Origin of the sequence: Agriterribacter sp. (genome assembly GCF_035497235.1) — a bacterium.
Taxonomy (GTDB): Bacteria; Bacteroidota; Bacteroidia; order Chitinophagales; family Chitinophagaceae; genus Agriterribacter.
The window spans coordinates 74842-101328 of the sequence record NZ_DATJEB010000051.1; the positions used below are offsets into that span (position 1 = coordinate 74842).

Here is a 26487-nt window from a genome sequence, read left to right on the forward strand (position 1 = left end):
AATATAAACATACATCCCATACTATTCAGCGGCATGGAAACCACTTGCCCAATATAATGAACCGGGGAAGGAGATGGGGTTTAAAAGCAACATTTTTGTACACCAAAGATGGGTTTTCTTTTGTTATTTATAATTTGATTCAAAATTTTTACTGATTATCAGCCGATTGTAAAGGTGCCTTTAAAAATAATAGCTTTAAATTTTGGTAATCTTATTTGATTACACCTACCTTTGCGCTCCAATTTTTAACCGGTAACCGAAGGGATGGCAACGGTACCAACTCCTTGTTTTAAACAAGCAGGAGTAAAAAAAGATAAGAATGAGTAAATTACATTTCACTACCAAACATGCGAACGCAGCTTCCGTACAACATAACTGGTATGTTGTGGACGGCACCAATCAAACTGTTGGTCGTATGTGCGCCCGGATTGCAGCCGTACTGCGCGGCAAAAACAAGGCTTATTATACTCCTCATGTTGATTGTGGGGATTTTATTGTAGTAATTAACGCCGACAAGGTGAAATTCACGGGCAATAAAATTGAAGATAAGCTCTATATCAACTTTTCCGGTTACCCCGGAGGTAAAAGAGAAGAAACAGCAAAAAGCTTGCTTAACCGCCGGCCCGAAGTTGTAATAGAAAGAGCCGTAAAAGGGATGTTGCCTAAGAATCGGCTGGGACGCAAGATATATAAAAAATTATTTGTGTACGCGGGTTCAGCACATCCGCATATTGCACAGCAACCCAAAGCATTGAAATTTTAATTAGTAAAACTGCTAATAGCGGTTTCGCTAATAGCCTAAAGCTTAAAATAAATGGAAAAGCAAAAAAATGGCGTTGGTCGTCGTAAAGAAGCAGTGACCCGTGTTTTCCTTTCTAAAGGAGACGGTAAGATCATTGTAAATGACAAGGACTATAAGCAATATTTTTCCCTGATCTACCTTCAAAACAAGGTTGAACTTCCGTTAAAAACCATTGAAGGGTTAGATAAATTTGATATAAAAATCAATGCTTCAGGCGGTGGTGTTAAAGGCCAGGCCGAAGCTGCAAAGCTGGGTATTGCACGTGCTTTGCTGGAAGTAAGTGCAGACTATCGTCCTGCATTGAAAGCCGCCGGATTGCTTATGCGCGACCCGAGAGGTGTTGAACGTAAGAAGTTTGGTAAGAAAAAAGCAAGGAAGAGCTTCCAGTTCAGCAAACGTTAAACCATTATTTCCTGCAGAGGAATATTGGAGATTTTATACAATTTTCAAAATAGCATAATTTCAAACCAGCCTGCCGCCCGGCAGGTTTTCAAATCAGATAAATGGAAAATAATACTTCCCTTCAACAGCAACTCCTCGAAGCCGGTGTTCACTTTGGTCACCTGCGTAAGAAGTGGAATCCAAAGATGCTGCCTTACATCTTTGCCGAAAAAAAAGGCATTCATATTATTGACCTGAATAAAACAGTTGAACACCTGCAGGAAACGGCGGCGGCATTAAAAAGCATTGCCAAGAGCGGTAAAAAAATAATGTTTGTAGGCACCAAGAAGCAGGCAAAAGAAATTGTTACCGAATGTGCACAGCGGGTTAACATGCCGTTTGTAACGGAAAGGTGGCTGGGCGGTATGCTAACCAATTTTAACACGGTACGCAAGAGCGTTAAAAAAATGCAGAGCATTGAGAAAATGCTCAACGATGGTACTTTTGACAGCATTACCAAAAAGGAAAGGCTAACCCTTAGCCGAGATAAAGAGAAGATGGAAAAGGTGTTGGGGGGTATTGCCCAGTTAGGACGTGTTCCGGCAGCGCTGTTTATTATTGATATCGGCCACGAACATATTGCGCTTGCTGAAGCTAAACGCCTGGGTGTTGCTACTTTTGGTATGGTGGATACCAACTGCGATCCCAATAAAGTAGACTTTGCCATTCCTTCAAATGACGATGCTACCAAGTCTATTGCTATTATAACCAATTATATTGTTGCTGCCATAGCTGAAGGACTGGCAGAAAGGCAGAATGAAAAATCGGAAGAAGAAGCGGAAGAGGAAGTAGTAGATAAAGGCCCAAGGATGGATATAGATGAAGCAGGCGGAGCAGATAAGGAAAGAGGTGGCAGAACGCCCGGAAGCCGTCCCGGACCTGGTGGCGGCGGAAACCGTCCTGGTGGCGCCGGTGGTAACAGGGGAGGAGGCGCTCCGGGTGGACAAAGAAGACGTACGACCGGCGGTGGACCCGGCGGACCTGGCAGACGCCCGGGAGGTGGCAGATAGGAAGACGTACTATCATAATCTTATTTCTAATTAAACTATTGTCCGATATGTCAGCAATAACAATTACAGCAGCAGATATTAATAAGCTGCGCCAAATGACAGGTGCAGGTATGATGGATTGCCGTAAGGCCTTAACTGAAACCAATGGTGACTTTGAAGAAGCGATTGACTGGTTGCGTAAAAAAGGCGCGAAAGTGGCTGCACTGCGTGGCGACAGGGAAGCAAAGGAAGGCGTGGTAATTGCACAAACTACGGCAGATAACAAAACAGGCATTGCTGTTTGTATTAGTTGTGAAACAGATTTCGTAAGTAAGAACGCGGATTTCGTGGCTTTTGCTCAAACCATTGCCGATGCGGCCGTTCAGCATAATGTGAAAAGCGCAGACGAACTGAGCAATGTGGTTATTAATGGTGCTAAAATTTCCGACCTGGTAAATGATAAATTGGCCAGCATTGGTGAAAAAATAGGGATCAGCAAATTTGAGCGTTTAGATGCACCTTATGTGGCTTCCTATATTCATGGCGCCTATCGTATAGGTGTGCTGGTTGGATTAAGCAAAGCGGCAGCGGATGCCGGAAAGGATGTGGCGATGCAGATTGCCGCTATGAATCCCGTGGCAGTAGATCCTGATTCAGTAGCTGCCGATATAGTAGCAAGGGAAAAAGCGATTGTAACGGATCAAATTAAGAATGATCCTAAAATGGCAGGCAAACCCGATGCAATGATTGATAAAATTGCTGAAGGGAAACTTAATGCTTTCTTTAAAGAAAATACATTAACCGCCCAGCCTTTTGTAAAGGATGGAGGGAAAACTGTGGGCGATTACCTGGTAAGCGTAGACAGCGGATTGAAAGTAATTGATTTTAAAAGAGTAGCTTTAGGATAAGATCATTTCAGTTTACATTATATGGATTCCCGGCAAAACAATTTGCCGGGATTTTTTTATGAGGATGGTTTTCTTTATAAAATGGCAGACCTTCTTTTTTCGGCGGCAGGCATTATTTTAGCGGTGGCCAATTTGTAATGATTGGGGCAGCCATTCCTGCCAGGAAAAAATCCTTCAGCAACTTATCTTTCAATGGAAGTTATGGGAATATGGAACTGGTGACTTACAAAAGCCAGGTTTTTGTTGTTCGGGTACGGGACCTCTTTAATGGCTGATTTTACACCTTCAACTCCATATTTTATTTAGCATAAAACAGCAGTCACCCGGCTATCCGCTTTCTACTACCGTTTGTACAACAATATTTTGCATTTCATTGTAATCGAAACTGGCAGGATCGTACTTCCATAATAGCCCGCAGGCTAATGGGGAAGTACGAAATTTTTAAAAATCACTGAAATACATGCTTTTATGGTAAAACCTTTATGTGCGGGTGGAGGGACTCGAACCCCCATGCCTCGCGGCGCCAGATCCTAAGTCTGGTACGTCTGCCAATTTCGCCACACCCGCTTTTTGTTCCCCTGGCTTATCAATGTCTTTTCGTTTTTTGGGGACGGCAAAGGTAGTAGATTTTACTTAAATTTGGATTTATATGGACAATGATGTTAAAACGCCAAAATATAACCTGAGCGAAGAAGAGGAAAAAAAAGAAATTGTTCGTCAGTACAGGGCATTGTTGCGCTGCCTTAAACCTAAATTAAAGCCGGGGCACAGGGAATTATTAAGGCTGGCTTTTGAAATGGCTGCCGATGCACACCAAACCATGCGCCGCAAAAGCGGCGAACCTTATATTTTACATCCTATTGCCGTAGCGCGGATATGTGTGGAAGAAATAGGACTGGGCGTACGCTCAACTATTTGCGCCCTGCTGCATGATACGGTAGAAGACACCGATCTTACCCTCGAAGATATTGAAAGGGCTTTTGGCGGCGAAATTACACGCATTATTGACGGGCTTACCAAAATAGCCAATGTGGTGGATACCAATACCACCCAGCAGGCAGAGAACTTCAAAAAAATATTGATTACCCTCACCGATGATCCCCGGGTTATCCTTATCAAATTAGCCGACCGGCTGCACAACATGCGAACCTTGGACAGCATGAAGCGGGAAAAGCAATTGAAAATATCGAGCGAAACGGTATATGTGTATGCCCCGCTGGCTCATCGTATGGGGCTGTATACCATTAAAACGGAAATGGAAGACCTGGCTATGAAATACCTGGAGCCGGATATTTACAGGGAGATAGCAAGGAAGCTGGCAGAAACGCGGAGAGAGCGTACCCGGTATATTAATGAATTTATAAAGCCTATAAAAGAAGGATTGGAAAAAGCGGGGCTGAAAGTGGAAGTATACGGCCGGCCAAAATCAATCCACTCCATCTGGAACAAAATGAAAAAAAAGGGAGTGGCATTTGAAGAGGTGTATGATCTTTTTGCCATCAGGGTTATCCTGGAAACCCCAACCGAACGGGAAAAGGAAGATTGCTGGAAAGCCTATTCCATGATAACGGATATGTATAGCCCATCGCCGGAAAGATTGCGCGACTGGCTAAGTAACCCCAAGGCCAACGGCTACGAGGCCCTGCATACCACGGTAATGGGGTCGCAGGGCAAATGGGTGGAAGTGCAGATCAGGACAAAGCGCATGAATGAAATTGCGGAAAAAGGGCTGGCGGCGCACTGGAAATACAAGGAAGGCGCCAATGATGAAAGCCGCTTTGATAAATGGTTTACGCAAATACGCGAGGCATTGGCGCAGGATGTAAGTTCTATAGATTTTCTGCAGGATTTTAAGACCTCATTTCTGGCAGAGGAAATTTATGTGTATACTCCCAAAGGCGATGTAAAAATGCTGCCCGTAGGCGCCACGGCATTAGACTTTGCTTTTTCTGTACATAGTGTTGTTGGCTCAAAATGTATTGGTGCCAAGGTAAACCACAAGCTCGTTCCTATCAGTCATAAGCTTCGTAGTGGCGACCAGATAGAAATTATTACCAGCAATAAGCAAAAGCCGCATGAAGACTGGTTAAATTTTGTGGTAACCACCAAAGCAAAAAGCAAAATAAAAGACGCGCTGAAAGAAGAAAAGCGCAAAGTGGCCGGTGAAGGAAAATATACATTGCAACGCAGGCTCGAAAGTATAGGCGCCGCGGTAAGCCAGACGAATATAGAAGAGCTGACTTCCTTTTATAAATTGGCCTCGCCGCTGGATTTGTATTACCAGATAGCAGTAAAGAACATTGACCTTAAAGAATTGAAAGAAGATTTCCAGGTGCTGGGTGATAAGCTGGTTATGCCCAAACCGGCAAAGCCGGAGCCTGAAATAAAGCATTATGAGCCTGATATGAACCGGGCATCGCAGAAGAAGGAAAATGAATTAATTATTTTTGGGGAAAGCAGCGACAGGATTGTGTATACTTTGGCCAACTGCTGCAAACCCATTCCCGGAGATGATGTTTTTGGGTTTGTGAGCACGGGTAAAGGATTAATTATTCATCGCACCAATTGCCCTAATGCCGCAAGGCTTATGTCTAATTTTGGCCACCGGGTAGTAAAAACCAAATGGGCCAAAAACAAAGAGATTTCCTTTCTTACCGGTTTAAAAATTGTGGGGCTTGATGACGTGGGTGTAATACATAAGATCACCAACCTGGTATCGGGTGAATTAAAGATCAATATAGCCGCGCTAACCGTAGAGGCGAAAGAAGGGCTTTTTGAAGGCAATGTAAAATTATTTGTGCATGATAAAGAAGAGTTGGATGAGCTGGTAGAGCGCCTTAAAAAGCTGCCCGGCATTGAAGCGGTAGAAAGATATGATACGGAAGCGGTATAGTGTTATCAGGAATCGGCCATTACCTGTGTACAGGCTGAAGATCATTAAGCGGTTGTTAGCTAAACACGATGAAACCGTTATATTCAATATGAAATAACGATGGTTGTTACACTTTCTGCGGGAAGGGTAAGATCGTTTAACATACCGGGGGTTTTGGCAAGATCCTTTGTTGCGGTGGTAAGAAAGATATCGGCTTTTTGTATAGCCGTATTTCCCTCTATGTTACATACTATTTTTTTGTCGCTTTTGCTTTCGTTAACCGTAACAACAACCAATTTCTTTTTAGTTTCGTCAACGTATGCTGATGCATGAATTTCCGGTGCAGAAAGTTTGAGTTCCACTCTTTTCATGCCAGGACGGATAAAACGGCTGTAGTTGCCCAGGGCCCACATTATTTTACTGCTGTAATATTTTCCATCCATTTTATTCATATCAATATATATGAGTCCGTCTTTGTAATCGTAGGGAGATACAGCCAGCCACCACTGCCAGGCTGTGGCATTGGCATTTACGAGGTCGTTGTAAACCAGTTTAGCCACATACAGTGCAGGCGTGATGCTCAGATCCTTTCCTTCACCTTTTATTTCTCCGTAATTATCGCCCAGGATGCAGTACTCCGATTGCCAGAATTTCAAACCATTGATCTTAGAAATGTTGAGTTGAACCTGCTTTCTGATCTTTATTGCTTCATCAAAAGGTGAGCTGGTGAAATAACTATGTGCCGTTATGATTTTCTCAACATTTGAAAGATTACCGATATAGTCGGGTGAGGCTGCATTAAAAAAAGCGTCCGTTTGTGTTCCCTTGCCAGGTTTGCCCCGATTTTCATACAGATAATTAAGCTCACCTGCCTCTGATAAAATAATTTTTGTAGATAATTGATTCTCCTGCAAAGCCTGGTTAATAGATTTTACAAGACCGCTGATATCTGAGTTGTAGTAAGGACTTCCTTCCTGTCCGCCATCACTCCAATCCCATTGCGGCTCGTTCACCGGACTAATATAATTAATATCCACCCCTGCTTTTTGCCTGACCCCCTTTATGGTACTGGTAATATAGCCGGCAAAATCCTGGTAACGGTTACTGCCTATGTTACAAATTTTATTGCTGGCAAATGCTTTCCCGTTTCGCGTAAATTGTATTGGCGGGCTGTTATAAAAACCAATAAAATCTTTTACGCCTCTCTGTTTGGCAGCCTGCAAAAACCAAACCTGTCCCTGTTGCCGGTTCCAGTTATAATTGTTATCTGCATCCAGAAACGATTCAGCCCTGCGCCATTCATCTTTTATACCACTGGCTTCACCTTGCCGGGCGCTACCCGCGCCAAAATTAAAACGCCAGGCAGAAAGCCCGATCCCTTTGGGAGAACCGTCCTGTAGCGTATCGAGGCTGAATAACCAATCTGCCATTGCATTTCTTTTATCTTCGGGCCAGTTACCTGCAAACTGGCAGGACCATGCATCTGAAGCGCCGAAATTATCTATTGTCTGAAAAGTTCGTGCAGGGTCAATCTTAACTTCTATTATCGCTTCATCAGTTTTTTTCTCTTTAATTTCTTTACTGCTGCAGGAGAGCAACACATATGCTGCAGCAAATAGAAGGTATTGTTTATTCATGTTTTATTTATTAAGACGGAAGTTATTAAGCCGCTTGCACTAATCAAAGCTGCTGTATAATTTGTAGTTATACATATCTGCACTCAGCATTACGCTTAGTCCAAAACGTTTTCTTCTGTTTTTATATCTTTCTCCCAATACGCCATTGGAAGTACAAGGCAGCTAATGAGCAAATACATTTTTTTCATACAAAATGTTTATCCGGCTGCCATTGCCATATAATACTAATCAATTTATGCTTACTGGTTATTTTGCCTGAATAGTAATAGCAGCGGTTTTAAGCCATGGAGATAAAAAGCTCACATTAATATCTCCCTTCCCTGTTGCCTCCACGTATGCAATCAAGTGTCCCCGGTAAACGCGTTGTCTGTTATCATTATAATTTTCCATAGCTGTATTATCACCGCCTTCCAGTCCCAATAGTTTGCCAGGGCCTTCAATTCTGCAGGTTACCAGGTTATCTGCTAACACAACAGGTATACCTTTATCATCCAGCAATTGTATTTCTATTTGCGCTACACCCCCGCTTTTGCTGATTTCATTTTTGTAAACGGTGAGGGCAATAGTGGTTGGAGGGTTGGAAGTACGAATGGTTTGTTCAGAAGCCTCCTTGTTATTAGCATCATAACCTTTTACGGTTAACGCTCCCGGCTTGTATGGGATATCCCAGAATATTACACCTGTATTATCATCATACTGCTTCATTTCACCCACTACCTCGTTATTCAGCAATAGTTGTGCTTTTGCAGCATTGGTATAGCAAACTATCCGAACCTGCTGACCTTCTTCATAATTCCATATTGGCCAGGCATCAACCGATGGGGGAGTTTGTTGCCGCCCGGTGATATAAGTACCCGGGTATATAAACGGTTTATCACTCCATAACGATTGCCGGAAATATCCTCTTGGTTTAATGAACCCACCAAGGTTCATTAAGCCTGCGTCTGAACCACGTGCAGGCCAACGGCCGGATTCACCCAGGTAATCAATGCCTGTCCACAGAAACTGGCCCAATATAAATTCCTTATCTCTTACTGCTTTCCATGCGGGCATATCGTGCCGGTTTTCGCTGCCATATAAAATCCTGTTGGGGTAGGTTTTGTGATCGGTGTCATATCTGTTTTCAGTATAGTTATAGCCGGCTACATCTACCACATCGGGATAGCCGGTAAAGTTGCTCATTACCACACCTGCAAGTGCAGCAGTAGACGGACGTGTTGTATCGTTTGCTTTCACTACCTGCACCAACTTTTTTGCTATAACATCCAGCTCCATAGCATCAGGGTTATCCGGCAGGTATCTTCCAAATACCTGTTGGCCTATTACGGCGCTGTCTAATACAGGATGTGAGTAAGGATCGTTCGGGTAGTCTACCTCGTTACCTATGCTCCACATAATGATGGAAGGATGACGTCTGTCACGCAAGATCATATCTGCCAGGTCTTTTTCACCCCATTGTTCAAAATATGGGGCATATCCATCAAAGCCCGGTGTGCCAACATTCCATCCTTGTATCCATTTTTTCTTAGGATATTTCCATTCGTCAAAAGCTTCATCCATTACCAGGAGACCCAGCTCATCACACAGATCGTAAATATCAGGGTTTTGCGGATTATGACTGGTTCTGATAGCATTTACCCCTATCAATTTCAGATTTTTCAATCTCCGTTCCCATACTTCCCTGTGTACCGCGGCACCCAGCACCCCCGCATCATGATGTATGCAAACGCCTTTTAGTTTCATCCGGTTCCCATTTAATGCAAAGCCTTTGCTGGCATCGAATGTAAGTGTACGAAAGCCGATAGCAGTAAGCTCTTCGTCTGCCACCTCCCTGTTATTTACAACAATAGTTTTAAGCGTATATAAATGAGGTGATAATACAGACCAGGATTGTGCTCCGGGAACTGTCATCTTTATGTTAACCAACTGGCTGGCACCTGCTTTTAGCAGTACCTTCCGGCTCGCTTTTGCCAAAAGCGCATGACTCTTTTTATCATACACTTCCTGTTGCAGGGTAGCAGCCGCAGGTTGTGAACTATTATTTTGTACGGTACTACCTACCAATACTACAGCACCTTTTTTATCAATACGGCTGGTATAATAATTGGTACCCCATTGCTGCAGATGCAGGCAGTTTTTTGTAAGGAGATAAACATTACGTACAATTCCTGAACCAACATACCAGCGGGAATCATTATACTTTGTTCGATCTACCCGAACGGCTACCAGGTTGGAATCGCCGTACTTTAAATGGGGCGTAAGATCATAAGAAAAGGATACATACTATCCTTATCTCTTGCGAGGTTTACCAGTTTCACTTCGTATTTCAAACGTTCCTGCTTACAGGTATAGCGGTTGTATATAAATATAGACCCTGCTATCGCCCAAAATCCGGCAAGATAAGCCCACCAGGTCCGGTACCATGGCGGCAGCACCTGTATGTGTAACAACTGCACCTCATTGCCCCATTTTCCATCCGGGCCTGTTACCTTTACTTTAAATACATAATTGCCCTTATTGAGCTTTGAATAATTAGCCCGCCTGCTTTTTTGAACGTAGTTCCAGTCTTTATCCCAACCTTGCAGCAGGTAGGCATAATTAATTTTATCAGCGCCTGTATAAGCCAATGCCAGATAATCAATAGAGACCACCGCCTTTTCATAAGGAAGTTTTATTTCTTTAATTTGATCCGCTTTAAGCCGATGAACATAATTGCTGTTTCCCTTTACTGCGGTATTGCTAATTGTTAAGCCGTTTAAAAAAACAGAAGCTACAGACTGATCGTCTTTTATTTGATCGGGATGAAAAATATTCCAGCCGTTAATTCCTCCAAATAAAAATTCACCCGATTGAAGCCTTAATCCGGCATTAAAACTAAACTGGTTGCTTTGTAAACCATCAGATATTGAAAAGTTGCGGAACGATTTTCTTGAAGGATCGAATTTGCTGATGCCATTATAAGTGCTTAGCCATAAATTACCACTCCGGTCTTCAAGTATCCGCAAAATTGTGTTCCCTGGCAATCCATCGGCTTCAGTATATCTTGTAAAATCGCCTGTTTGCCTGTTGAATAACAGGAGCCCTCCTTCCTGTGTGCCTACCCAAAAGTTTTTTGCCTTGTCTTCATATATACAACGTATCGTATAGCCAATGGGGTAACTATAGTGCTGTTTATTGTTTCGGTCAATCTTAATAAGAGAAGAATAGTTGCCTCCCCAAAATTCTCCATTGTTTGTTTCTGTAAGCGCCTGCAAATCGGTGATGCTTTCATCAAACAATTCAAACTGGTTGCGGCTACGGTTAAAGCGATATAAGCTTCCCGTATTGGTAGCGCTTGCCCAAATATTTTTGTTTGCATCTTCAAATAATAACCACACATTGCGTTCACTGGCACCGGTAATGGGATTGAAGCAATTAAAGTATTCAAAGCTTCCGGTTAGGCGATTCAGCCGGTTAATACTCCCGAACCATGTAGAAGCCCATATGTCATTATAGGTATCACGAATAATGCAGGTAACAAAATTACTGCTAATGCCTCTGCCCCGACCCCGGTGATGCCGGTACTCCCTGTAACTATTGTTTTTCCTGTTCCAGTACCGCAAACCGGCGCCATCGGTTCCTATCCATACATTTTGGTATTCATCTTCACAAAACGATAAAATAAAATTATCGGCAAGGGTCGCGTTGCTGCTTTTGTAGGTATGGTCTTTAAATAGTTTTTCCTCCGGCTCAATAATACTGATGCCGCCGCGTAAAGTGCCAATCCATTTTCTGCCGTCTTTATCTTCAAGTATTTGCCAAACGGAATTACTTTTTACAAGAGGCGTTTCAAAAACATCTCTTTCCTGCCGGGCAAGGGGGAAACCGTTATCAAGAATATATACTCCGTTACCGTCTGTAGCTGCCCATAACTTTTCATTTCGATCGTATGATATATTGATCACCGGACTGGCATTGGGCAGATAGTTTCCTGAAATGCTGTTTTGTTTGATGTTATACAAAAACAATCCATTACCGGTACCGAGCCAAAGTCCTTTTCCAGGAACATATTTCAGGCAGTTGGCCTGGGTTATAATACTGCTACACAGTTTTAAAGAAGGGTTACTCTGGTCAAACCTGTACAACCCTTTTCCCTGGATAAAAACCCATATAAACCCGTCTTCCTTACGCTGTTCAATAGCAGTAACATCATAATGCTGTACAGTTCCTTCTTCCAGGGCTATTTGCAGGCTGGAGGTAGACTCCTTATCAAAAAGAATTAAGCCTGTATGCTGCGCCCCAATCAGCATTCGCTGATCTGCCAGCATTTTAATACGGTGAATATTGGCGGTTAATGGTAATATTATGTCTCTTTCAACCGGTTTATAGCTAAGTTTTTTAAATGCTGAGCTGATGGGATCGTATACGGAAGCTCCTTTTTGTCCACCAATCCAAAGCCTGTGCAGGGCATCTCCTTCTATAGCATACACTGTATTATTAGGAAGAGAGTTGGTATCTCCTATAATATTATGAAAAATCTTGAACTCATAACCATCGTACCGGTTCAGTCCGTCATAGCTGCCAAACCATAAAAATCCGTTATGGTCCTGGCAGATGCTCATTACCGTGTTATTGGATAAACCGTTTTCGATACCCAGAAATTTAACAGGATACTCCTGCGCAGGCAAGGCTGTAAAGTATAGGTTACATATAACAGCAACCGCCAGTATTTTATAGTAAATCCGACAAGTCCTTAATGTACACATACTTGCAAGCCTCCTTTTGCTAAATATATGTATTTATCTTTTACATCAGGAAAAGGAAAAACACGGCGATTCTGATTTTTTCGTTATTTTTAAAAAAATAAATAACTGTATTGATTAAATCTAAAACAGGTGTTTGATGACCACCCAAAGTAGTGCGCATACGCTGGAGCTTCGTTTTACGGATATTTTTAAACAGCACGAGTATAAACTGTACACGCTTGCTTTAGCCCTAACCAAATCGGATCAATACGCCAAAGATATTGTTCAGGATGTTTTTATGAAACTATGGGAGCACCGTAACCATATACACACCATTGCCAATATGGATGCCTGGTTGTACCGGCTTACCGAAAATAAAGTGATTGATTTTTTGCGTAAAACCGCGGCCGACAAAAGATTGAGAGATGCTTTATGGACGAATATGCAGCATATGGTCAATGAAACGGAAGAAACAGTGTCATCCAGGGAATATAACCAGGTTATTGAAAAAGCAATCAGCCATTTACCACCCCAGCGTAAACGCATTTACCGCCTGAGCAAAGAACAGGGACTTAATTACTGCCAGATCGCGCATGAACTGGGTATCTCCCGGCATACAGTTAAGCACCAGCTTTTTTATGCTTTGCGCGCTGTCAGAAGCTTTTTTACCCGCACAACACAACTGTTTTTTTAAATTTTTTCCACACCAATAGGAACAATGCTGTATTGCTTCGTCAATAGCGGTAAGGATATATATTTATGTAATGGAAGAAAGAATACGATACCTGCTTCGCCAATATGAAAATAATAAATGCTCGCATGAAGAGCTGGAAGAATTATTTGGTTATATACGAAATGCCCGGAGCAGTGATGTTCCTTTAAAACGCACAGTAAAAAAAATATACGATGATATCCGTAAAAATCATCCCTCCTTTACCTATGTGGATGAGAACGGGCGTTTAATACTTACAGAACCCGAACAAGCTTTTTTACCACCAAAGGAAGCAATATCCGGAAAAAATATAAAAGCGCCTGTATGGATGATACTGATAACAGGAGTTGTAATGATAGCCGCTGTGTTTTGGATAATGCGTAAAGATAAACCAGGCAATCATGCCACTTTCCGCGCCGGTGGCATTGCCTTAACCAAAAAATTTAGTGAACGTTCCGAACAAAAGTTCCTGTTGCTGCCCGACAGCACGGAGGTGTGGCTGAACGCGGCCAGCTCGCTTGAGTTTCCGGATGAGTTTGCCGGAAATAAAAGAGAAGTAGTGCTAAGCGGGGAAGCGTTCTTTAAGGTGAAAGATGCGGAAGGGATGCCCTTTATTATTCATACAGGTAAGGTGTCAACGGTGGTTTTGGGTACTTCTTTAAATATAAAAGCATACCCCGGCGAAAGAGCGGTTACTGTATCTGTAAGTGAAGGTAAAGTAAATGTAAAGCGCAACGGTAATATTGTGGCTATACTCGTTAAAGGTCAACAGGTTAGAATGGATAATGCCGGGAAAAAAGTGGATGAAAAAAATATTGCAGCAAGCAAGGTAGCCGCCTGGATGCAGGGCAATATGATATATGATGATGAAAACTTTACGGATATAATTGCCGACCTGGAAAGGATATATAATGTAAATATTTTGATTTCAAATAAAGAAGTACAAAGCCTGCATATATCCACTTCATTCAGAAAAGACACAGGCATATCACAGGCGCTGCTTACGCTTTGCAGGCTAACAGGCACCAAACTGCATTCCGGCGACCGGCAGTTTGAAATACAATAAAAATGGCTGTTGCTTGGGGGTAAATGATGTTTGCTGTTGTCATCATTATACTAAAACAGCAGCCTGCTCATGACAGTAGACAGCATCTGGTACATTCTTGGTAAAAAACTTTCCGGAGAAGCCTCCCCGGAGGAACTGGAAGCGTTGGAGCAAATGCTGCGCCAGCACCCCAACCTGCACTATCCCATTCAAAATATTACGGACCTGTGGCGTTTAAAAAAACCAATAGATCAAACAGAAGTATTAGCCGCTCTGCAAAAGCATCTTTTACGCCTGGGGGAGACGGAAGATCCAATACCATTAACTGCTGAAGATGCCTGCCCGGGATATACGGGAAGTTTTGTAATAAAAAAAAGCCGTTATTTCATGCGGGTTGCCGCTTTTAGCACTTTAGCGTTGCTGCTTTCCTATGCCGTTTATTATTGGGGCCGTGCAAAAACTGCAGAGCGGGAAGGGGTAGCCGTACAGGAAAGTTATACAGTTGAAAAAAAAGAGATCACTACCCGGCCCGGAGCACATACCAAAATCATTCTCCCGGATGGCTCAACGGTTTTGCTGAATGCCGGCAGCAAATTAACGTACAATAATAATTTTGATGCCGCTGTTCGTGAAGTAGCATTATCGGGCGAAGCCTATTTCGATGTAAAAAAAGATGTACGGCGTCCATTTATTATCCATGCGCAAACAATGAACATTAGAGTATTAGGCACTGCCTTTAACGTAAAATCCTATCCTGGCGATAAAAGCTCCGAAACCAGCCTGATACGCGGCTCCATAGAAGTAACAATGAATGACCGTCCGGATGAAAAAATAATACTGCGCCCTTCCGAAAAGCTGGTAGTAATGAACGATAGAGAAATGAAGAAAGATGCAGGGAAAATAAACGCGGGTATCCCGTCTTCCATAACCATAAGCAAAATCAATTATGCGCCGGCCGACAGTGCCGTTATTGAAACCTCGTGGATAGATAACAGGCTGATTTTTCGCAATAAAATTTTTACTGAACTGGCAGTGGAACTGGAGCGTAAATATGGACTACCGTTCAGGTTTGAGGATGAAAATGCGAAACAGTTGATGTTTGACGTGAACTTTAAAAATGAAACCATTCACCAGGTATTGCAGGCATTGCAGTTAGCCAACCCGTTTAATTACAGCATAGAAAAAGAAGCCATTATAATAACAAAATAGTATAACAGCAGGCATATGAATATATACAACAGTTCTTAGCTGCATAAAAAAGAAAACGGGAAATGTTGGAGCATTTCCCGATACGGTTACAAACTTGTCTTACGGCTGAAAACGAAAGATGCAAGTTTATTTTTATAACCCTTAATGATAAAAGTATGAAAAAAAAACGGCTCTGTTACGGGAGCAAATTACCGGCTGCTTATTTAAAAGTATGGTTGATTATGAAACTTACCGTTTTATTGATATTCATTGGCGTTTGTCATGCGATGGCGAATGTAAATGCCCAGGGAAAAGTTACCCTGAACCTGAAGCGGACGGCGATCAATAAGGCTTTTAATTCAATTGAAAAGCAGGGTTTTTATCGTTTTGTTTTTAATAGTAACCTGAAAGCGCTGCGGCAAAAAGTTTCTATTAGTGTGGAAGAAGCGCCTATTAACGAAGTGCTTAACCACATCCTGCTGGGAACGCAGCTCACCTACCAGTTGCTGGACGATAACCTTATAGTGGTCCGTTTACAGGATCAGCAATATGAGCAGGTGAAACAGGATAGAACGATAACCGGTAAGGTAACGGATGAAAATGATTTGCCGCTCCTCGGCGTTTCTGTTACCCTTAAAGGGGGTAATGAAGGCGCAACTACTGATGCGGAGGGCAACTATACCATTACGGTTCCCGACAACAGCACGCTGGTGTTTTCCTTTGTAGGCTACCAGCCTGTTGAAATAGCAGTAGGCACTCAAACCATCATTAATGCAAAATTGCAGCCATCTGCTTCACAGGAACTGGAGCAGATTATTGTTGTAGGATATGGCACGCAGCGAAAAATTGACGTAACGGGTTCCGTAGCTAATATTGGTGGAGAAGAAATTTCAAGGCAGGCTTCACCCAATCCCATAAGCGCATTACAGGGCAAAGTAGCAGGCGTGCAAATAACCAATTCCGGCGCGCCCGGCGCTTCACCCCAAATAAGGATCAGGGGAGTAGGCACGGTGTACGGTAACGCAAATCCGCTATACGTGGTGGATGGCATTTGGTTTGATGATGTTAGCTTTTTAAACCCGGCCGATATTGAAAGCATCAGCATATTAAAAGATGCTTCGTCTGAAGCTATTTATGGCATCAGGGCGGCTAATGGTGTAGTGCTGATCACTACGAAAAAAGGCTCAAGAAATAAAAAAGCCGTAGTGAATTACAATGGATCTGTTGGTAATCAAATAGTGACCAATCAGATAAAAATGGCCAACGGTCCGCAATATGCTGAAATGGTAAATGATTTAGATAAGATTGGTGGCGCGGCAACCGGCAGATATGCCGATCCGGGCAGCTATGGCACTACCGACTGGTATCACCAGATTTTACGAAATGCGCTGATCACTAATCACCAGGTTTCCGTAAGTGGCGGAGGTGAAAGATCAACATACAATTTCTCATTGGGCTATTTGCTTCAGGATGGTATAGTAAAAGACAACAGGTTTGAAAGGTATACAGCCAAGTTTCAAAATGATTTCCAGGTTTTTAACCCGCTGAAAGTAGGCTATATCGTTACCGCCTCAATGAACAATTCCAATGATATCAATGGCTCCATCTTCCATCAGATATATGCAGGCGTTCCCATAGTGCCTGTTTATTACGCCGATGGCACTTATGGCGACCCCAATGATTTTAATGTTACCAGTTCAGCTAATTTCAATCCGCAGGTAACCCTGGATTTCTTCAACCAGAAATCTAAGAATTACCGGCTGACCGGAACGGTATATGCAGATTTGAAATTCGCTAAAAACTTTACATTCCATACCAATGTGGGGGGAGAATTCGGGGAGAACGAAGTAAGAAATTATTCACCCCGGTATACGGCCACATTAGTGCAACGCAATTCCGTAAGCAAACTTACACTTACCGATGCCGCTACACGCAACTGGATACTGGAAAATACGCTAACCTATGATAGCCGCTTTGGTGATCATAACTTAAAAGTACTGGTCGGACAGGGGGCGCAGTCCTACAGGTTTAAAAAAATGATAGCATCTGCTGAGAATGTTCCCAATAACAGCGAAGGAGATTATTATCTTAGCCTGGGCGACAACAGGAATATAGAAGATGTAGGCGATGGCTATCCCTCCTTCAGCACTGTGGTATCTTACTTTGGAAGGATTAATTATTCCTTTCAGAACAAATATTTATTAACCGCTACCATGAGGGCGGATGGCTCTTCCAAATTTAGCGGCGATAACAGGTGGGGCTATTTCCCTTCTGTTGGTGTGGGTTGGGTGATTAGTGAAGAAAATTTCATGAAGAATCAAACTTTTTTTGATAACCTGAAATTGCGGGCAAGCTGGGGAAAGATCGGTAATATGTCTGTTCCGGCCAATCTCTCCCTGCTGAAAGTTACCCAAACGCCGGAATTTATTTATGTGGGTGGAAATGGCGCTACCGCAACAGGAGCCAGCATTAATACCATTGTACCTCCGGTTACCTATTGGGAACGGGGTGTGGGTACAGATGTAGGGCTGGAAGCATCTTTGCTCTCCAATAAATTATTTGCGGAAATCAATTACTATAACAAAAAAACGGAGAAAGCCATTTTTGATATTCCCGTCTTAGGTTCATTGGGAACTTCCGGAAGTTCCATCATTGGTAACCAGGCTACATTTCAAAACCAGGGTATGGAGTTTTTGGTAACCTGGAAAGAAAATAAACGGGACGGACTGTCTTATTCTTTAAGCGCCAACCTGGGTGTTAACAATAATAAAGTGTTAGATGTTTCAACAGGCGCCAACCCCATTTACCAGGCAGTAGGTACCACCGGTTCCAACAACTGGAACACCCGAACCATTGCAGGACGGCCTATTGGTGAATTTGTAGGATTAGATGTGCTGGGTGTTTTTCAAACGGCAGCCGAAATTCAGCAGTATGTTTCAAAAGATGGCGTGGTGCTGATGCCCAATGCTGTACCCGGCGATTTAAAAATGCGTAATGTAAATGAGGATGGCGTGATAGATGACAAGGATCGCGTTGTATTGGGCAACCCCAATCCAAAATTCACCTACGGCTTCAACACCAGTTTTAACTACAGGCAATTTGACCTGTCTTTGGACTTCCAGGGTATAGCAGGTGTTGAAATTTATAACGCCAATATCGGTCTGCGTTTTGGTACGGAAAATTTTTCGGAAGATTTTTATAATAACCGCTGGCATGGGGAAGGCACTTCCAATACCTATCCTTCCGTATATCTTGCCGGGGGGCTGAACCCGCGCTCCAATTCATTTTATGTATCTGATGGCAGTTACTTCCGTATACGAAATGCTCAATTGGGCTATACCATTGCTTCTGCCATTACCGACAGATGGAAAATAAGCAAACTAAGAGTATATGTTGACGCACAAAACGCTTTGAATTTCTTTTCCTATAAAGGATTCAGCCCCGAAGTAGGGGGTACGCCAACGAGAGCAGGTGTAGATAATGATGTGTATCCCTTATATGCAACCTACCGGTTTGGTGTAAACGTAACTTTTTAACTTATTAATTCTTTGCAACATGAAACTCAATTATAAAATAACCGGGATGGCATTGGGAATGATCCTGCTTATTTCCGGGTGCAGCAAAAATTTCCTTGAAGTACCTCTACAGGGACAGCAGCCCTCCACCCAGTTCTGGGTATCGGAAGATGACGCTACAAAAGCGGTGAATGCCATATATGCCAATTTGCGAAGCTGGACGGAAGTAGCATTTGCTCCCATAGCTATAGAGAGCCTGGGTTCTGATGATACGGAAACCGGCAGCGACCCTTCCGATGGATCCGTTCCCTTTATGAATTCTTACAATAACTTTACCGTTACTTCTACACAGGGACAGTTGTCTGATTTTTGGAATGGCAGGTATCAAACCATTAATTTATGCAACCAGGTGCTGGATAATATTCCTGCCATAAAGATGGATGGAAATATAAAAGCCAGGTATTTGCTGGAAGCCAAATTTGTAAGGGCGTATGCTTATTTCAGGCTCGTTCGTGCTTTTGGCAGCGTGCCGCTCCGCTTACATATCCCTGCTAATGCGTCTGAATATAATTTTCCCCAAAATTCGAAGGCAGAGGTATGGGCAGCCATTGAACAGGACTTAACCGATGCTGCCGCAGGCCTTCCGGTCAGCTATTCAGGCATAGATATAGGGAGGGCAACCAGGGGTGCTGCGTTGTCTCTGCACGCCAAGGTGGCCATGTACCAGTCTAAATGGGATGAAGTAAAAACATATACAGACCAGGCGATTGGTTTGGGCATCTATGCTTTGTTCCCCGACTACGAAAAGCTTTTCAGGGTACCCAATGAAAATAACAGTGAATCTGTATTTGAAATTCAGGCAGATCTCATTGCCGGCAATTCGGATGCTTCTAATTCCCAGTATTCGCAGGTGCAGGGGGTACGAAGCGTTACAGGCGGTGGCTGGGGCTTTAATGTGCCTACCGAAAACCTTTCCGGCGCGTATGAGGCAGGTGATCCGCGGAGAGATGCTACAATAATTTTCAGGGGCGAAACTACTCCGGAGGGTGATGCCATTCCCAACAGCGTGCCTAACCCAATGTACAATCAAAAATCGTACGTGCCTTTCGGTATGTACGTGTCGGGATATAATGAAGGCTGCCAGCAGAATATCAGGGTTATACGTTATGCGGATGTTTTGCTGATGAATGCTGAAGCCAACAATGAACTGGGTAATACGCCCGATGCGCTGGCAGCGCTGGAAAAAGTGAGAGAAAGGGCAAGAGGGGGAGATGATACCCTGTTACCCGAAGTGACTACCACCGACAAAGCAGCGCTGCGCAATGCCATATGGCATGAGCGAAGAGTAGAATTTGCTATGGAGTTTGACCGCTATTTTGACGTGATACGCCAGGGACGCGGAGCTGAGGTGTTTGGTTCGTTAGGCTGGAAAGCCGGTAAAAATGAAGTATGGCCTATTCCACAGGGAGAAATTGATTTGAGCGCCGGGGTACTTATACAAAATCCGGGGTATTAATTTTAAAACTATTGGTATGAAAAAATTACATATTCAAACATTGATGGTTGCAATCATCTGTTTGATGTTAACATCCTGCTATAAAAAATTTGATCCCAAAAGTTACGCGCCTCTATTTACCATTAATGGCTTTTCAACTGTGAAGGAAATACAGCCTTCCGCCCTTGTAGCCTACTGGGCCTTCGATGGCGGATTGGCCGACAGTGTTTCTTCCACAGCAGGAACAAATAAAGGAACTACTTTCAGCAATGGATTTATGGGACAGGCCTTAACCATGAATGCGGCTAATAAGGCGCATATGCTTTTTGACCCGGGTGCTGCTATAACAGGATTAAAAAGTTTTACGATCTCTTTCTGGGTTAATCCTGTTTTTGTGGATGTTAACAATGACAATGGTATTGATGGCGTTCTCGGTTTGGTCAATCTTTCCAATACAACAGGTTTTTGGGGCAATATTGACTGGTTTGTGGAAAACGGAAGTAATAATAGTGCAGCCATCATCAAAGCACATATTACCAGCGGCACAAAAGAAACATGGGTTGAAGTAAAAAATTATCCGGGGTTCTTCGGCGTATGGTCAAATCATACCCTCACCTATGATGCGGGCGCTTCAACATTCAGGTATTATATTAACGGCTCCGTAGTGGCAACAACCACTGCGGCATGGACAGGTGATATTATTTTCACCAACAGCGGACCAATGGTTTTTGGCTGTGTGCAGTTCCAGGCAAATCCCAGTTTGGGTACTGCCGGCGGTCCGCAGGATTGGGCCAGTTATTTAACGGGTTCCCTGGATGAAGTGAGAATTTATAATACCGCGTTGCCGGCTTCTGAAATTAATGCCCTGGTAGTGTTACAGGGAAAGGGGAAATAAAATAAGATAATGTAAAAGAGGTTGTGCTTTATTAAGGGGCATCCTCTTTTACATTTTAAAAAGTGACGGAAAATTTTAATGATGAAAAGCTTTTGCCTTGCGCTATTCATAACAATATTTTTTTGCAGTTGCGGGAAAGATAAAAATAAGCTTTCGCCGCAGCCTCCGCCTCCCGCATCATTTAGCTTCAATACTTTAAAAGTAAATGGCCGGTTTAACGGTTTTACTTATTATGGAATAAGCACATCTTCCGTATTTACATTTTCATTTTCCGCCCCGCTGAACCGGAGCTCTGCCAGCAATAGTGTAGTCTTAAAAGATAGGTCAGGTACTAATGTGGCTTATTCAACTGTGTATGCAAACGGCGATAGCAATATGGTTATTCAGCCTTCAACCCCTTTGCATTACCTGAATGGTTACGAGCTCACGGTTACCGGCGCACTTACATCTGCCGCCGGTTCAAAACTGCTATCACCCGTTACCGTTAGCTTCACTACACCAATTGATTCAACCGATAAATTTCCGCGTATTACCGGTGAAGCATTGCTGGATACGGTACAGCGCCGCACTTTCAGGTACTTCTGGGATTTTGCACACCCGGTGAGCGGGCTGTCGCGTGAAAGAAGCAATGGCGATAATACTATAGTTACCACCGGCGGTTCGGGCTTTGGAGTGATGGCGCTTATTGCGGGCGTTAACCGCGGCTTTATTACCCGGGCGGAAGGATTAGGCAGGATGCAGACTGTTGTTGAGTTCTTGAAAAATACAGCACAAATCTTTCATGGCGCGTTCCCTCATTGGATAGATGGCACTACGGGCAAAGCCATCCCTTTCAGTGCAAAAGACGATGGCGCCGACATTGTGGAAACAGCTTTCCTGGTGCAGGGATTGCTGGCGGCCAGACAATATTTTAATGGTGCAGACAATGCGGAAAAAACAATACGCGATGACATCAATGCCATCTGGAACAGGGTGGAATGGAGCTGGTTCCGCAAGAATAGCGAAGAGGTGTTATACTGGCACTGGAGTAATCAATATAACTGGGAGATGAATATGCAGGTTAAGGGATGGAATGAATGCCTGGTAACTTATGTGCTGGCCGCTTCTTCCACCACGTATCCTATTGAAAAGGCCGTGTATGATAACGGATGGGCATCTAATGGAGCGATGGCAAACAATAAGTTGTGGTATGGCTACCGGTTACCATTAGGCCCTGATATGGGCGGCCCGCTGTTTTTTTCACACTATTCATTTCTCGGTATCAATCCCAAAGGGTTGTTGGATGCGTATGCTAATTATGAAACACAAACAAGAAACCATGCCCTCATCAATTATAGTTACTGCAAGGCTAACCCGCGCAACTACTTTGGTTATAGCGAAGATGTGTGGGGGTTAACGGCAAGCGATATTCCAAACGGGTATTCCGCAAGTTCACCTGCTAATGACTTAGGTGTAATTGCACCCACTGCGGCTATTGCTTCTATTCCCTACACGCCGGCAGAATCTGTAAAGGCGCTGGAATTTTTTTATTATACTTTAGGCGATAAGCTTTGGAAGGACTATGGATTTGTGGATGCCTTTTCATTACAGGATTTGTGGTTTGCCGATTCCTTTCTTGCCATTGACCAGGGGCCTATAATAATAATGATAGAGAATTACAGGAGTGGTTTACTATGGAATTTATTCATGAGTTGCCCTGAAATTAAAACGGGGATGCAAAAGCTGGGGTTTAACGGGCAGTGAGGACATTGTCCATGGCGGACGCCCTGGTTGGTGGAACACCAGCCGGCGACAATTTGAAACGCGCGCTTCCCTTCTCACCGCTTGCAAAAGAGATACAATCTACTATGCTTAACTTAACACTAATTTTTAAGTATGACAAGCATGCAATTTGAACTATACTTTCATATAAATAATTACAGGCATAAGGCCGCTATGCGCAACTGGCTTGCTGTGCCGGTGAAAATAGGAATAGGCCTCATGTTCCTGTTGTTCACTACTTTTTCATTCGCACAGAAAAAGCAGGCTATTTCTTCTTTCCATGCTACAGAACGGCCAAACAATCTTTCCGATTCGGCTTTGCTGGACCTGGTACAAAAGCAAACCTTTCGTTATTTCTGGAACTTTGCTCATCCGGTGAGTGGTATGGCCCGGGAAAGAAGCAATGAAGCATACGATTACGGCAATGAAGTGGTAACTACCGGCGGAACAGGCTTTGGCGTAATGGCCGTTATAGCAGCTACAGAACGGAAATGGATTGCCAGGGATACCGCTGCAAGGTTTTTATTAAAGATGGTAAAGTTCTTATCTAAAGCCGATGCCTATCATGGGGTGTTCGCTCACTGGCTGAATGGCGCCACGGGCAAAACCATTCCCTTTAGCCGCAAAGACGATGGTGCCGACCTGGTGGAAACCTCTTTTTTATTTCAGGGTTTGCTTTGTGTGCGGCAATATTTTACTGCGGATAATAATATTGAGAGCGAATTGCGTAACCGGATTAACGGGTTGTGGGATGATATTGAATGGGATTGGTTTACCCGCGATGGAAGGGATGTATTGTATTGGCACTGGAGTCCCAATAACGGCTGGGCAATGAATTTTGCGGTGAGAGGTTTTAATGAATGCCTGATCATGTATGTGCTGGCAGCCAGCGCCGAAAGATACCCTGTTCCTGCTGCGGTATATGATAAGGGCTGGGCGGAAAGTAATTTCTTTAAGAATGGCAAGAAATTTTACGGTATAGAACTTCCGTTGGGTTTTGATTATGGCGGCCCTCTGTTCTTTTCGCATTATTCTTTTCTTGGACTGGATCCCCGCGGTTTAAAAGACCGGTATGCCGATTACTGGGAACAAAACCGGAACCACACTTTAATCAACCGTGCTTACTGTATAGATAATCCCAAAGCATTTAAAGGTTATGGTGAAAATTGCTGGGGACTAACGGCCAGCGATACCTACAATGGATACAACGCGCATTCACCCACCAACGATTTTGGAACCATTACCCCAACGGCCGCTTTGTCGGCATTTCCATACACGCCTGAATATAGTATGAAGGCACTGAAACATTTTTACTATGATCTTGGCGACAAAATATGGAGCGAATATGGATTTGTGGATGCATTCAATGAAACAAAGAACTGGTATGCTAAAAGCCATTTGGCTATAGACCAGGGCCCGATAATAGTAATGATAGAAAATTACCGGAGCGGATTACTGTGGAAGTTATTTATGAGTTGCCCGGAAATTCAGCATGGGTTAAAAAAATTAGGATTTGAGAGCAACCGGATAAAATCGGGAAAAGAGAAGGAAATGGCAGGGACTGAATGATCAGGGCGAATGTTCAGTAGTGAGTTCCGGCAGTGGGCGAATTACCGCTCTTTTCCTTAACCAATATATTTATTAAATTACACTAAAGCGATTGTTATGAAAACCTTCACCCGCCAGCAGTTCCTACAGCATACCGCTATGGCAGGAGCCGCACTGCTTTTATCCTCTTTGGAAGGCTTTGCATTTACAAAACCGGATAAAAAAATTAAAGTGGCCGTAATAGGCTGTGGCAGTGTTTCCGGTGTATACTTACCCCATTTGTCAAAATCGCCTTTTGTTGAACTGGTAAGTGTATGCGATATTATTTTTTCCCGTGCTCAAAAAAGAGCGCAGGAATTTAATATCCCCCATCAGTATCCGCACATTGATCAGCAATTAGCAGGCGCTCCTTTCGACTTACTGGTAACGCTAACCGATATGCAGGAACATGGCCGGCTGAATAAGCAGGCGCTGCAGAACGGAAAGCATGTGTGGAGCGAAAAGCCGATGGCAAATACTTATAAAGAAGGCAAGGCATTATTAGACCTGGCTAAAAGTAAAAACCTGCGGGTATGGGGTGCACCGGCAGTGGTAAACAGTCTGCAATTTGCATTTATGTCACAAGCAATCCGTGAAGGTAAATTAGGAAAAGTTTCCGGTGCACATGCGCATTATGGCCACCTCGGGCCTACCTGGTCGGCTTTCTTTTATGAAAAAGGCGGCGGCAGTCTGCCCGATCTTGGCGTGTATAATATTGCCACTTTAACCGGATTACTTGGCCCGGCAAAACATGTGATGGCCATGACCAGTATTGTAACTCCCGAAAGAACGGTAGATAATAAAGGGAAAATTAAAGTAGAAGCAGAAGACAACACGATGCTTTTAATGGATCACGGTGAAGGGATTATCTCGCATGTGCAATGCGGGTTCAACTATTTTGATCCATACGGTCATGAGGGAAAAGGACAGCAAAATCCTACGGTTACCATTTGGGGAACAAAGGGCAATATGGGGCTAATAGGGTATGACTGGGCGCCGTTCGGCGTGGATCTGGCTACTTCATTTACAGAACCACCGGTAAGACATGTACCCGACCCGGGGACCTATGTATGGCAACAGGGGGCAAGTGTTATTGCAGAATCGCTGATCACCGGCATAGAGCCATTGATTGCTGCCGAACACGCCTTGCACGTGCTGGAAGTAATAGAAGCGGCAAGGGCTTCCGGCGATACCGGCAAAAAAATACAGTTGCAATCTGTTTTTAAATGGCCGGTGGTATAGCTTATTGCTATCGCCCGGAGGCGATAATAAAACTGTTCGTGGCGAATCTGCTGACGGCAGTCAGGGACGTCACGAACAGCAATACAATTTATTACAACATTAAATGTTGGTTATGGTAAAGCTACTTTCATCCTCGCCTGTTGCACAACAAAGCGGACTTGCTTTTATCCGCATCATCGTAGGTTTATTAATGATTTACCATGGATGGGAATTTTTTGATGCCGGTAAGATAAAAGAATATACGGAATGGGATTTCTTTAAAAAATTTGCATCACCCTTATTTGTGGTATATATCGGCAAGGGTGCAGAATTACTGGCGGGCATATTCCTGACTATCGGATTATTCACCCGTCTTGCTTCGCTGGTATTAATAGCCACCATGCTGTATATTGCTTTTTACGTAGGCAACGGTAAAATATGGTACCAAGATCAGCACCCTTTTTTATTTGTGTTGCTGGGATTGGTTTTCTTTTTTTCAGGTTCCGGAAAATGGAGTGTTGCCGAATGGCTTCAAAGGAAAAGAAGTAAATAGATGTATAGTTAGCCTCAGATTCGCAAACATATTGTTCAGGTGCTTGTTGTGTGCGCTTTTGTACGATGAGCCTTCAAATGATGTGATGAGCCGCAGATGCACAGATAGATACAAGGCTTATTCATCGCTTAAAATAGAAACT

18 protein-coding genes and 1 tRNA gene are annotated in these 26487 nt (G+C 43.4%); 15 read left to right on the forward strand and 4 right to left on the reverse strand.

Going from position 1 to position 26487, the window contains the following annotated elements:
* The first annotated feature begins 319 nt into the window (after positions 1–319).
* The 4 genes from rplM to tsf all read left to right on the forward strand — a co-directional run bounded on the left by rplM (position 320) and on the right by tsf (position 3140).
* Positions 320–763 (forward strand): 50S ribosomal protein L13, encoded by a 444-nt coding sequence (gene rplM, locus VL121_RS17585; protein ID WP_325407791.1) that lies wholly within the window; start codon positions 320–322, stop codon positions 761–763.
* A 51-nt stretch (positions 764–814) separates the two neighbouring features.
* Positions 815–1204, forward strand: coding sequence for a 30S ribosomal protein S9 (rpsI, locus tag VL121_RS17590; RefSeq protein WP_325407793.1), 390 nt, complete (start codon positions 815–817; stop codon positions 1202–1204).
* Positions 1205–1305: 101 nt separating this feature from the next.
* Positions 1306–2253 carry a 30S ribosomal protein S2 gene (gene rpsB, locus VL121_RS17595; RefSeq protein WP_325407795.1) on the forward strand — a complete coding sequence of 316 codons (948 nt, stop codon included), beginning with the start codon at positions 1306–1308 and terminating at the stop codon, positions 2251–2253.
* A gap of 47 nt (positions 2254–2300) precedes the next feature.
* Complete coding sequence (gene tsf, locus VL121_RS17600) at positions 2301–3140, forward strand: translation elongation factor Ts (RefSeq protein ID WP_325407797.1); 840 nt, start codon at positions 2301–2303, stop codon at positions 3138–3140.
* 485 nt (positions 3141–3625) lie between these two features.
* On the opposite strand, the gene VL121_RS17605 is transcribed toward tsf, so the two are convergent.
* Positions 3626–3707 (reverse strand) — tRNA-Leu (locus tag VL121_RS17605).
* Positions 3708–3789: 82 nt separating this feature from the next.
* Between VL121_RS17605 and VL121_RS17610 the strand changes: the two genes are divergently transcribed.
* Positions 3790–6033, forward strand: a complete 2244-nt coding sequence (locus tag VL121_RS17610; protein WP_325407799.1) for a RelA/SpoT family protein — start codon at positions 3790–3792, stop codon at positions 6031–6033.
* Between the two features lie 83 nt (positions 6034–6116).
* Here the strand turns inward: VL121_RS17610 and VL121_RS17615 are convergent, their stop codons facing one another.
* The 3 genes from VL121_RS17615 to VL121_RS17625 all read right to left on the reverse strand — a co-directional run bounded on the left by VL121_RS17615 (position 6117) and on the right by VL121_RS17625 (position 12394).
* Positions 6117–7649: a glycoside hydrolase gene (locus VL121_RS17615; RefSeq protein ID WP_325407801.1), complete on the reverse strand. Its 1533-nt coding sequence runs from the start codon at positions 7647–7649 to the stop codon at positions 6117–6119.
* Between the two features lie 246 nt (positions 7650–7895).
* Positions 7896–9878: a glycoside hydrolase family 2 TIM barrel-domain containing protein gene (locus VL121_RS17620; protein ID WP_325408055.1), complete on the reverse strand. Its 1983-nt coding sequence runs from the start codon at positions 9876–9878 to the stop codon at positions 7896–7898.
* A 17-nt stretch (positions 9879–9895) separates the two neighbouring features.
* Positions 9896–12394: a ligand-binding sensor domain-containing protein gene (locus tag VL121_RS17625; RefSeq protein WP_325407803.1), complete on the reverse strand. Its 2499-nt coding sequence runs from the start codon at positions 12392–12394 to the stop codon at positions 9896–9898.
* 136 nt (positions 12395–12530) lie between these two features.
* Between VL121_RS17625 and VL121_RS17630 the strand changes: the two genes are divergently transcribed.
* The 10 genes from VL121_RS17630 (at position 12531) to VL121_RS17675 (ending at position 26345) form a co-directional block, all read left to right on the forward strand.
* On the forward strand, positions 12531–13067 hold the full coding sequence (locus tag VL121_RS17630) for an RNA polymerase sigma factor (RefSeq protein ID WP_325407805.1): 537 nt from the start codon (positions 12531–12533) through the stop codon (positions 13065–13067).
* A gap of 70 nt (positions 13068–13137) precedes the next feature.
* Positions 13138–14151: a FecR family protein gene (locus VL121_RS17635; RefSeq protein WP_325407807.1), complete on the forward strand. Its 1014-nt coding sequence runs from the start codon at positions 13138–13140 to the stop codon at positions 14149–14151.
* A 69-nt stretch (positions 14152–14220) separates the two neighbouring features.
* Positions 14221–15339, forward strand: coding sequence for a FecR family protein (locus tag VL121_RS17640; RefSeq protein WP_325407809.1), 1119 nt, complete (start codon positions 14221–14223; stop codon positions 15337–15339).
* Between the two features lie 221 nt (positions 15340–15560).
* Positions 15561–18854: a TonB-dependent receptor gene (locus tag VL121_RS17645; protein WP_325407811.1), complete on the forward strand. Its 3294-nt coding sequence runs from the start codon at positions 15561–15563 to the stop codon at positions 18852–18854.
* 19 nt (positions 18855–18873) lie between these two features.
* Positions 18874–20349: a RagB/SusD family nutrient uptake outer membrane protein gene (locus tag VL121_RS17650; RefSeq protein WP_325407813.1), complete on the forward strand. Its 1476-nt coding sequence runs from the start codon at positions 18874–18876 to the stop codon at positions 20347–20349.
* Positions 20350–20365: 16 nt separating this feature from the next.
* A complete protein-coding gene (locus VL121_RS17655; RefSeq protein WP_325407815.1) occupies positions 20366–21223 on the forward strand; it encodes a LamG domain-containing protein in 858 nt (285 codons plus the stop codon).
* A gap of 78 nt (positions 21224–21301) precedes the next feature.
* Complete coding sequence (locus VL121_RS17660; protein WP_325407817.1) at positions 21302–22966, forward strand: glucoamylase family protein; 1665 nt, start codon at positions 21302–21304, stop codon at positions 22964–22966.
* 132 nt (positions 22967–23098) lie between these two features.
* Complete coding sequence (locus tag VL121_RS17665; RefSeq protein ID WP_325407819.1) at positions 23099–24553, forward strand: glucoamylase family protein; 1455 nt, start codon at positions 23099–23101, stop codon at positions 24551–24553.
* Positions 24554–24649: 96 nt separating this feature from the next.
* Complete coding sequence (locus VL121_RS17670; protein WP_325407821.1) at positions 24650–25813, forward strand: Gfo/Idh/MocA family protein; 1164 nt, start codon at positions 24650–24652, stop codon at positions 25811–25813.
* A 112-nt stretch (positions 25814–25925) separates the two neighbouring features.
* Positions 25926–26345, forward strand: coding sequence for a DoxX family protein (locus VL121_RS17675; protein ID WP_325407823.1), 420 nt, complete (start codon positions 25926–25928; stop codon positions 26343–26345).
* The last annotated feature ends 142 nt before the right edge of the window (positions 26346–26487 follow it).

What these genes read in the sequence shown, in the direction of transcription:
- rplM (WP_325407791.1), top strand. Translation starts at nt 320, where the DNA reads ATGAGTAAATTACATTTCACTACCAAACATGCGAACGCAGCTTCCGTA.
- rpsI (WP_325407793.1), top strand. Translation starts at nt 815, where the DNA reads ATGGAAAAGCAAAAAAATGGCGTTGGTCGTCGTAAAGAAGCAGTGACC.
- rpsB (WP_325407795.1), top strand. Translation starts at nt 1,306, where the DNA reads ATGGAAAATAATACTTCCCTTCAACAGCAACTCCTCGAAGCCGGTGTT.
- tsf (WP_325407797.1), top strand. Translation starts at nt 2,301, where the DNA reads ATGTCAGCAATAACAATTACAGCAGCAGATATTAATAAGCTGCGCCAA.
- VL121_RS17610 (WP_325407799.1), top strand. Translation starts at nt 3,790, where the DNA reads ATGGACAATGATGTTAAAACGCCAAAATATAACCTGAGCGAAGAAGAG.
- VL121_RS17615 (WP_325407801.1), bottom strand. Translation starts at nt 7,649, where the DNA reads ATGAATAAACAATACCTTCTATTTGCTGCAGCATATGTGTTGCTCTCC.
- VL121_RS17625 (WP_325407803.1), bottom strand. Translation starts at nt 12,394, where the DNA reads ATGTGTACATTAAGGACTTGTCGGATTTACTATAAAATACTGGCGGTT.
- VL121_RS17630 (WP_325407805.1), top strand. Translation starts at nt 12,531, where the DNA reads ATGACCACCCAAAGTAGTGCGCATACGCTGGAGCTTCGTTTTACGGAT.
- VL121_RS17635 (WP_325407807.1), top strand. Translation starts at nt 13,138, where the DNA reads ATGGAAGAAAGAATACGATACCTGCTTCGCCAATATGAAAATAATAAA.
- VL121_RS17640 (WP_325407809.1), top strand. Translation starts at nt 14,221, where the DNA reads ATGACAGTAGACAGCATCTGGTACATTCTTGGTAAAAAACTTTCCGGA.
- VL121_RS17645 (WP_325407811.1), top strand. Translation starts at nt 15,561, where the DNA reads ATGAAACTTACCGTTTTATTGATATTCATTGGCGTTTGTCATGCGATG.
- VL121_RS17650 (WP_325407813.1), top strand. Translation starts at nt 18,874, where the DNA reads ATGAAACTCAATTATAAAATAACCGGGATGGCATTGGGAATGATCCTG.
- VL121_RS17655 (WP_325407815.1), top strand. Translation starts at nt 20,366, where the DNA reads ATGAAAAAATTACATATTCAAACATTGATGGTTGCAATCATCTGTTTG.
- VL121_RS17660 (WP_325407817.1), top strand. Translation starts at nt 21,302, where the DNA reads ATGATGAAAAGCTTTTGCCTTGCGCTATTCATAACAATATTTTTTTGC.
- VL121_RS17665 (WP_325407819.1), top strand. Translation starts at nt 23,099, where the DNA reads ATGACAAGCATGCAATTTGAACTATACTTTCATATAAATAATTACAGG.
- VL121_RS17670 (WP_325407821.1), top strand. Translation starts at nt 24,650, where the DNA reads ATGAAAACCTTCACCCGCCAGCAGTTCCTACAGCATACCGCTATGGCA.
- VL121_RS17675 (WP_325407823.1), top strand. Translation starts at nt 25,926, where the DNA reads ATGGTAAAGCTACTTTCATCCTCGCCTGTTGCACAACAAAGCGGACTT.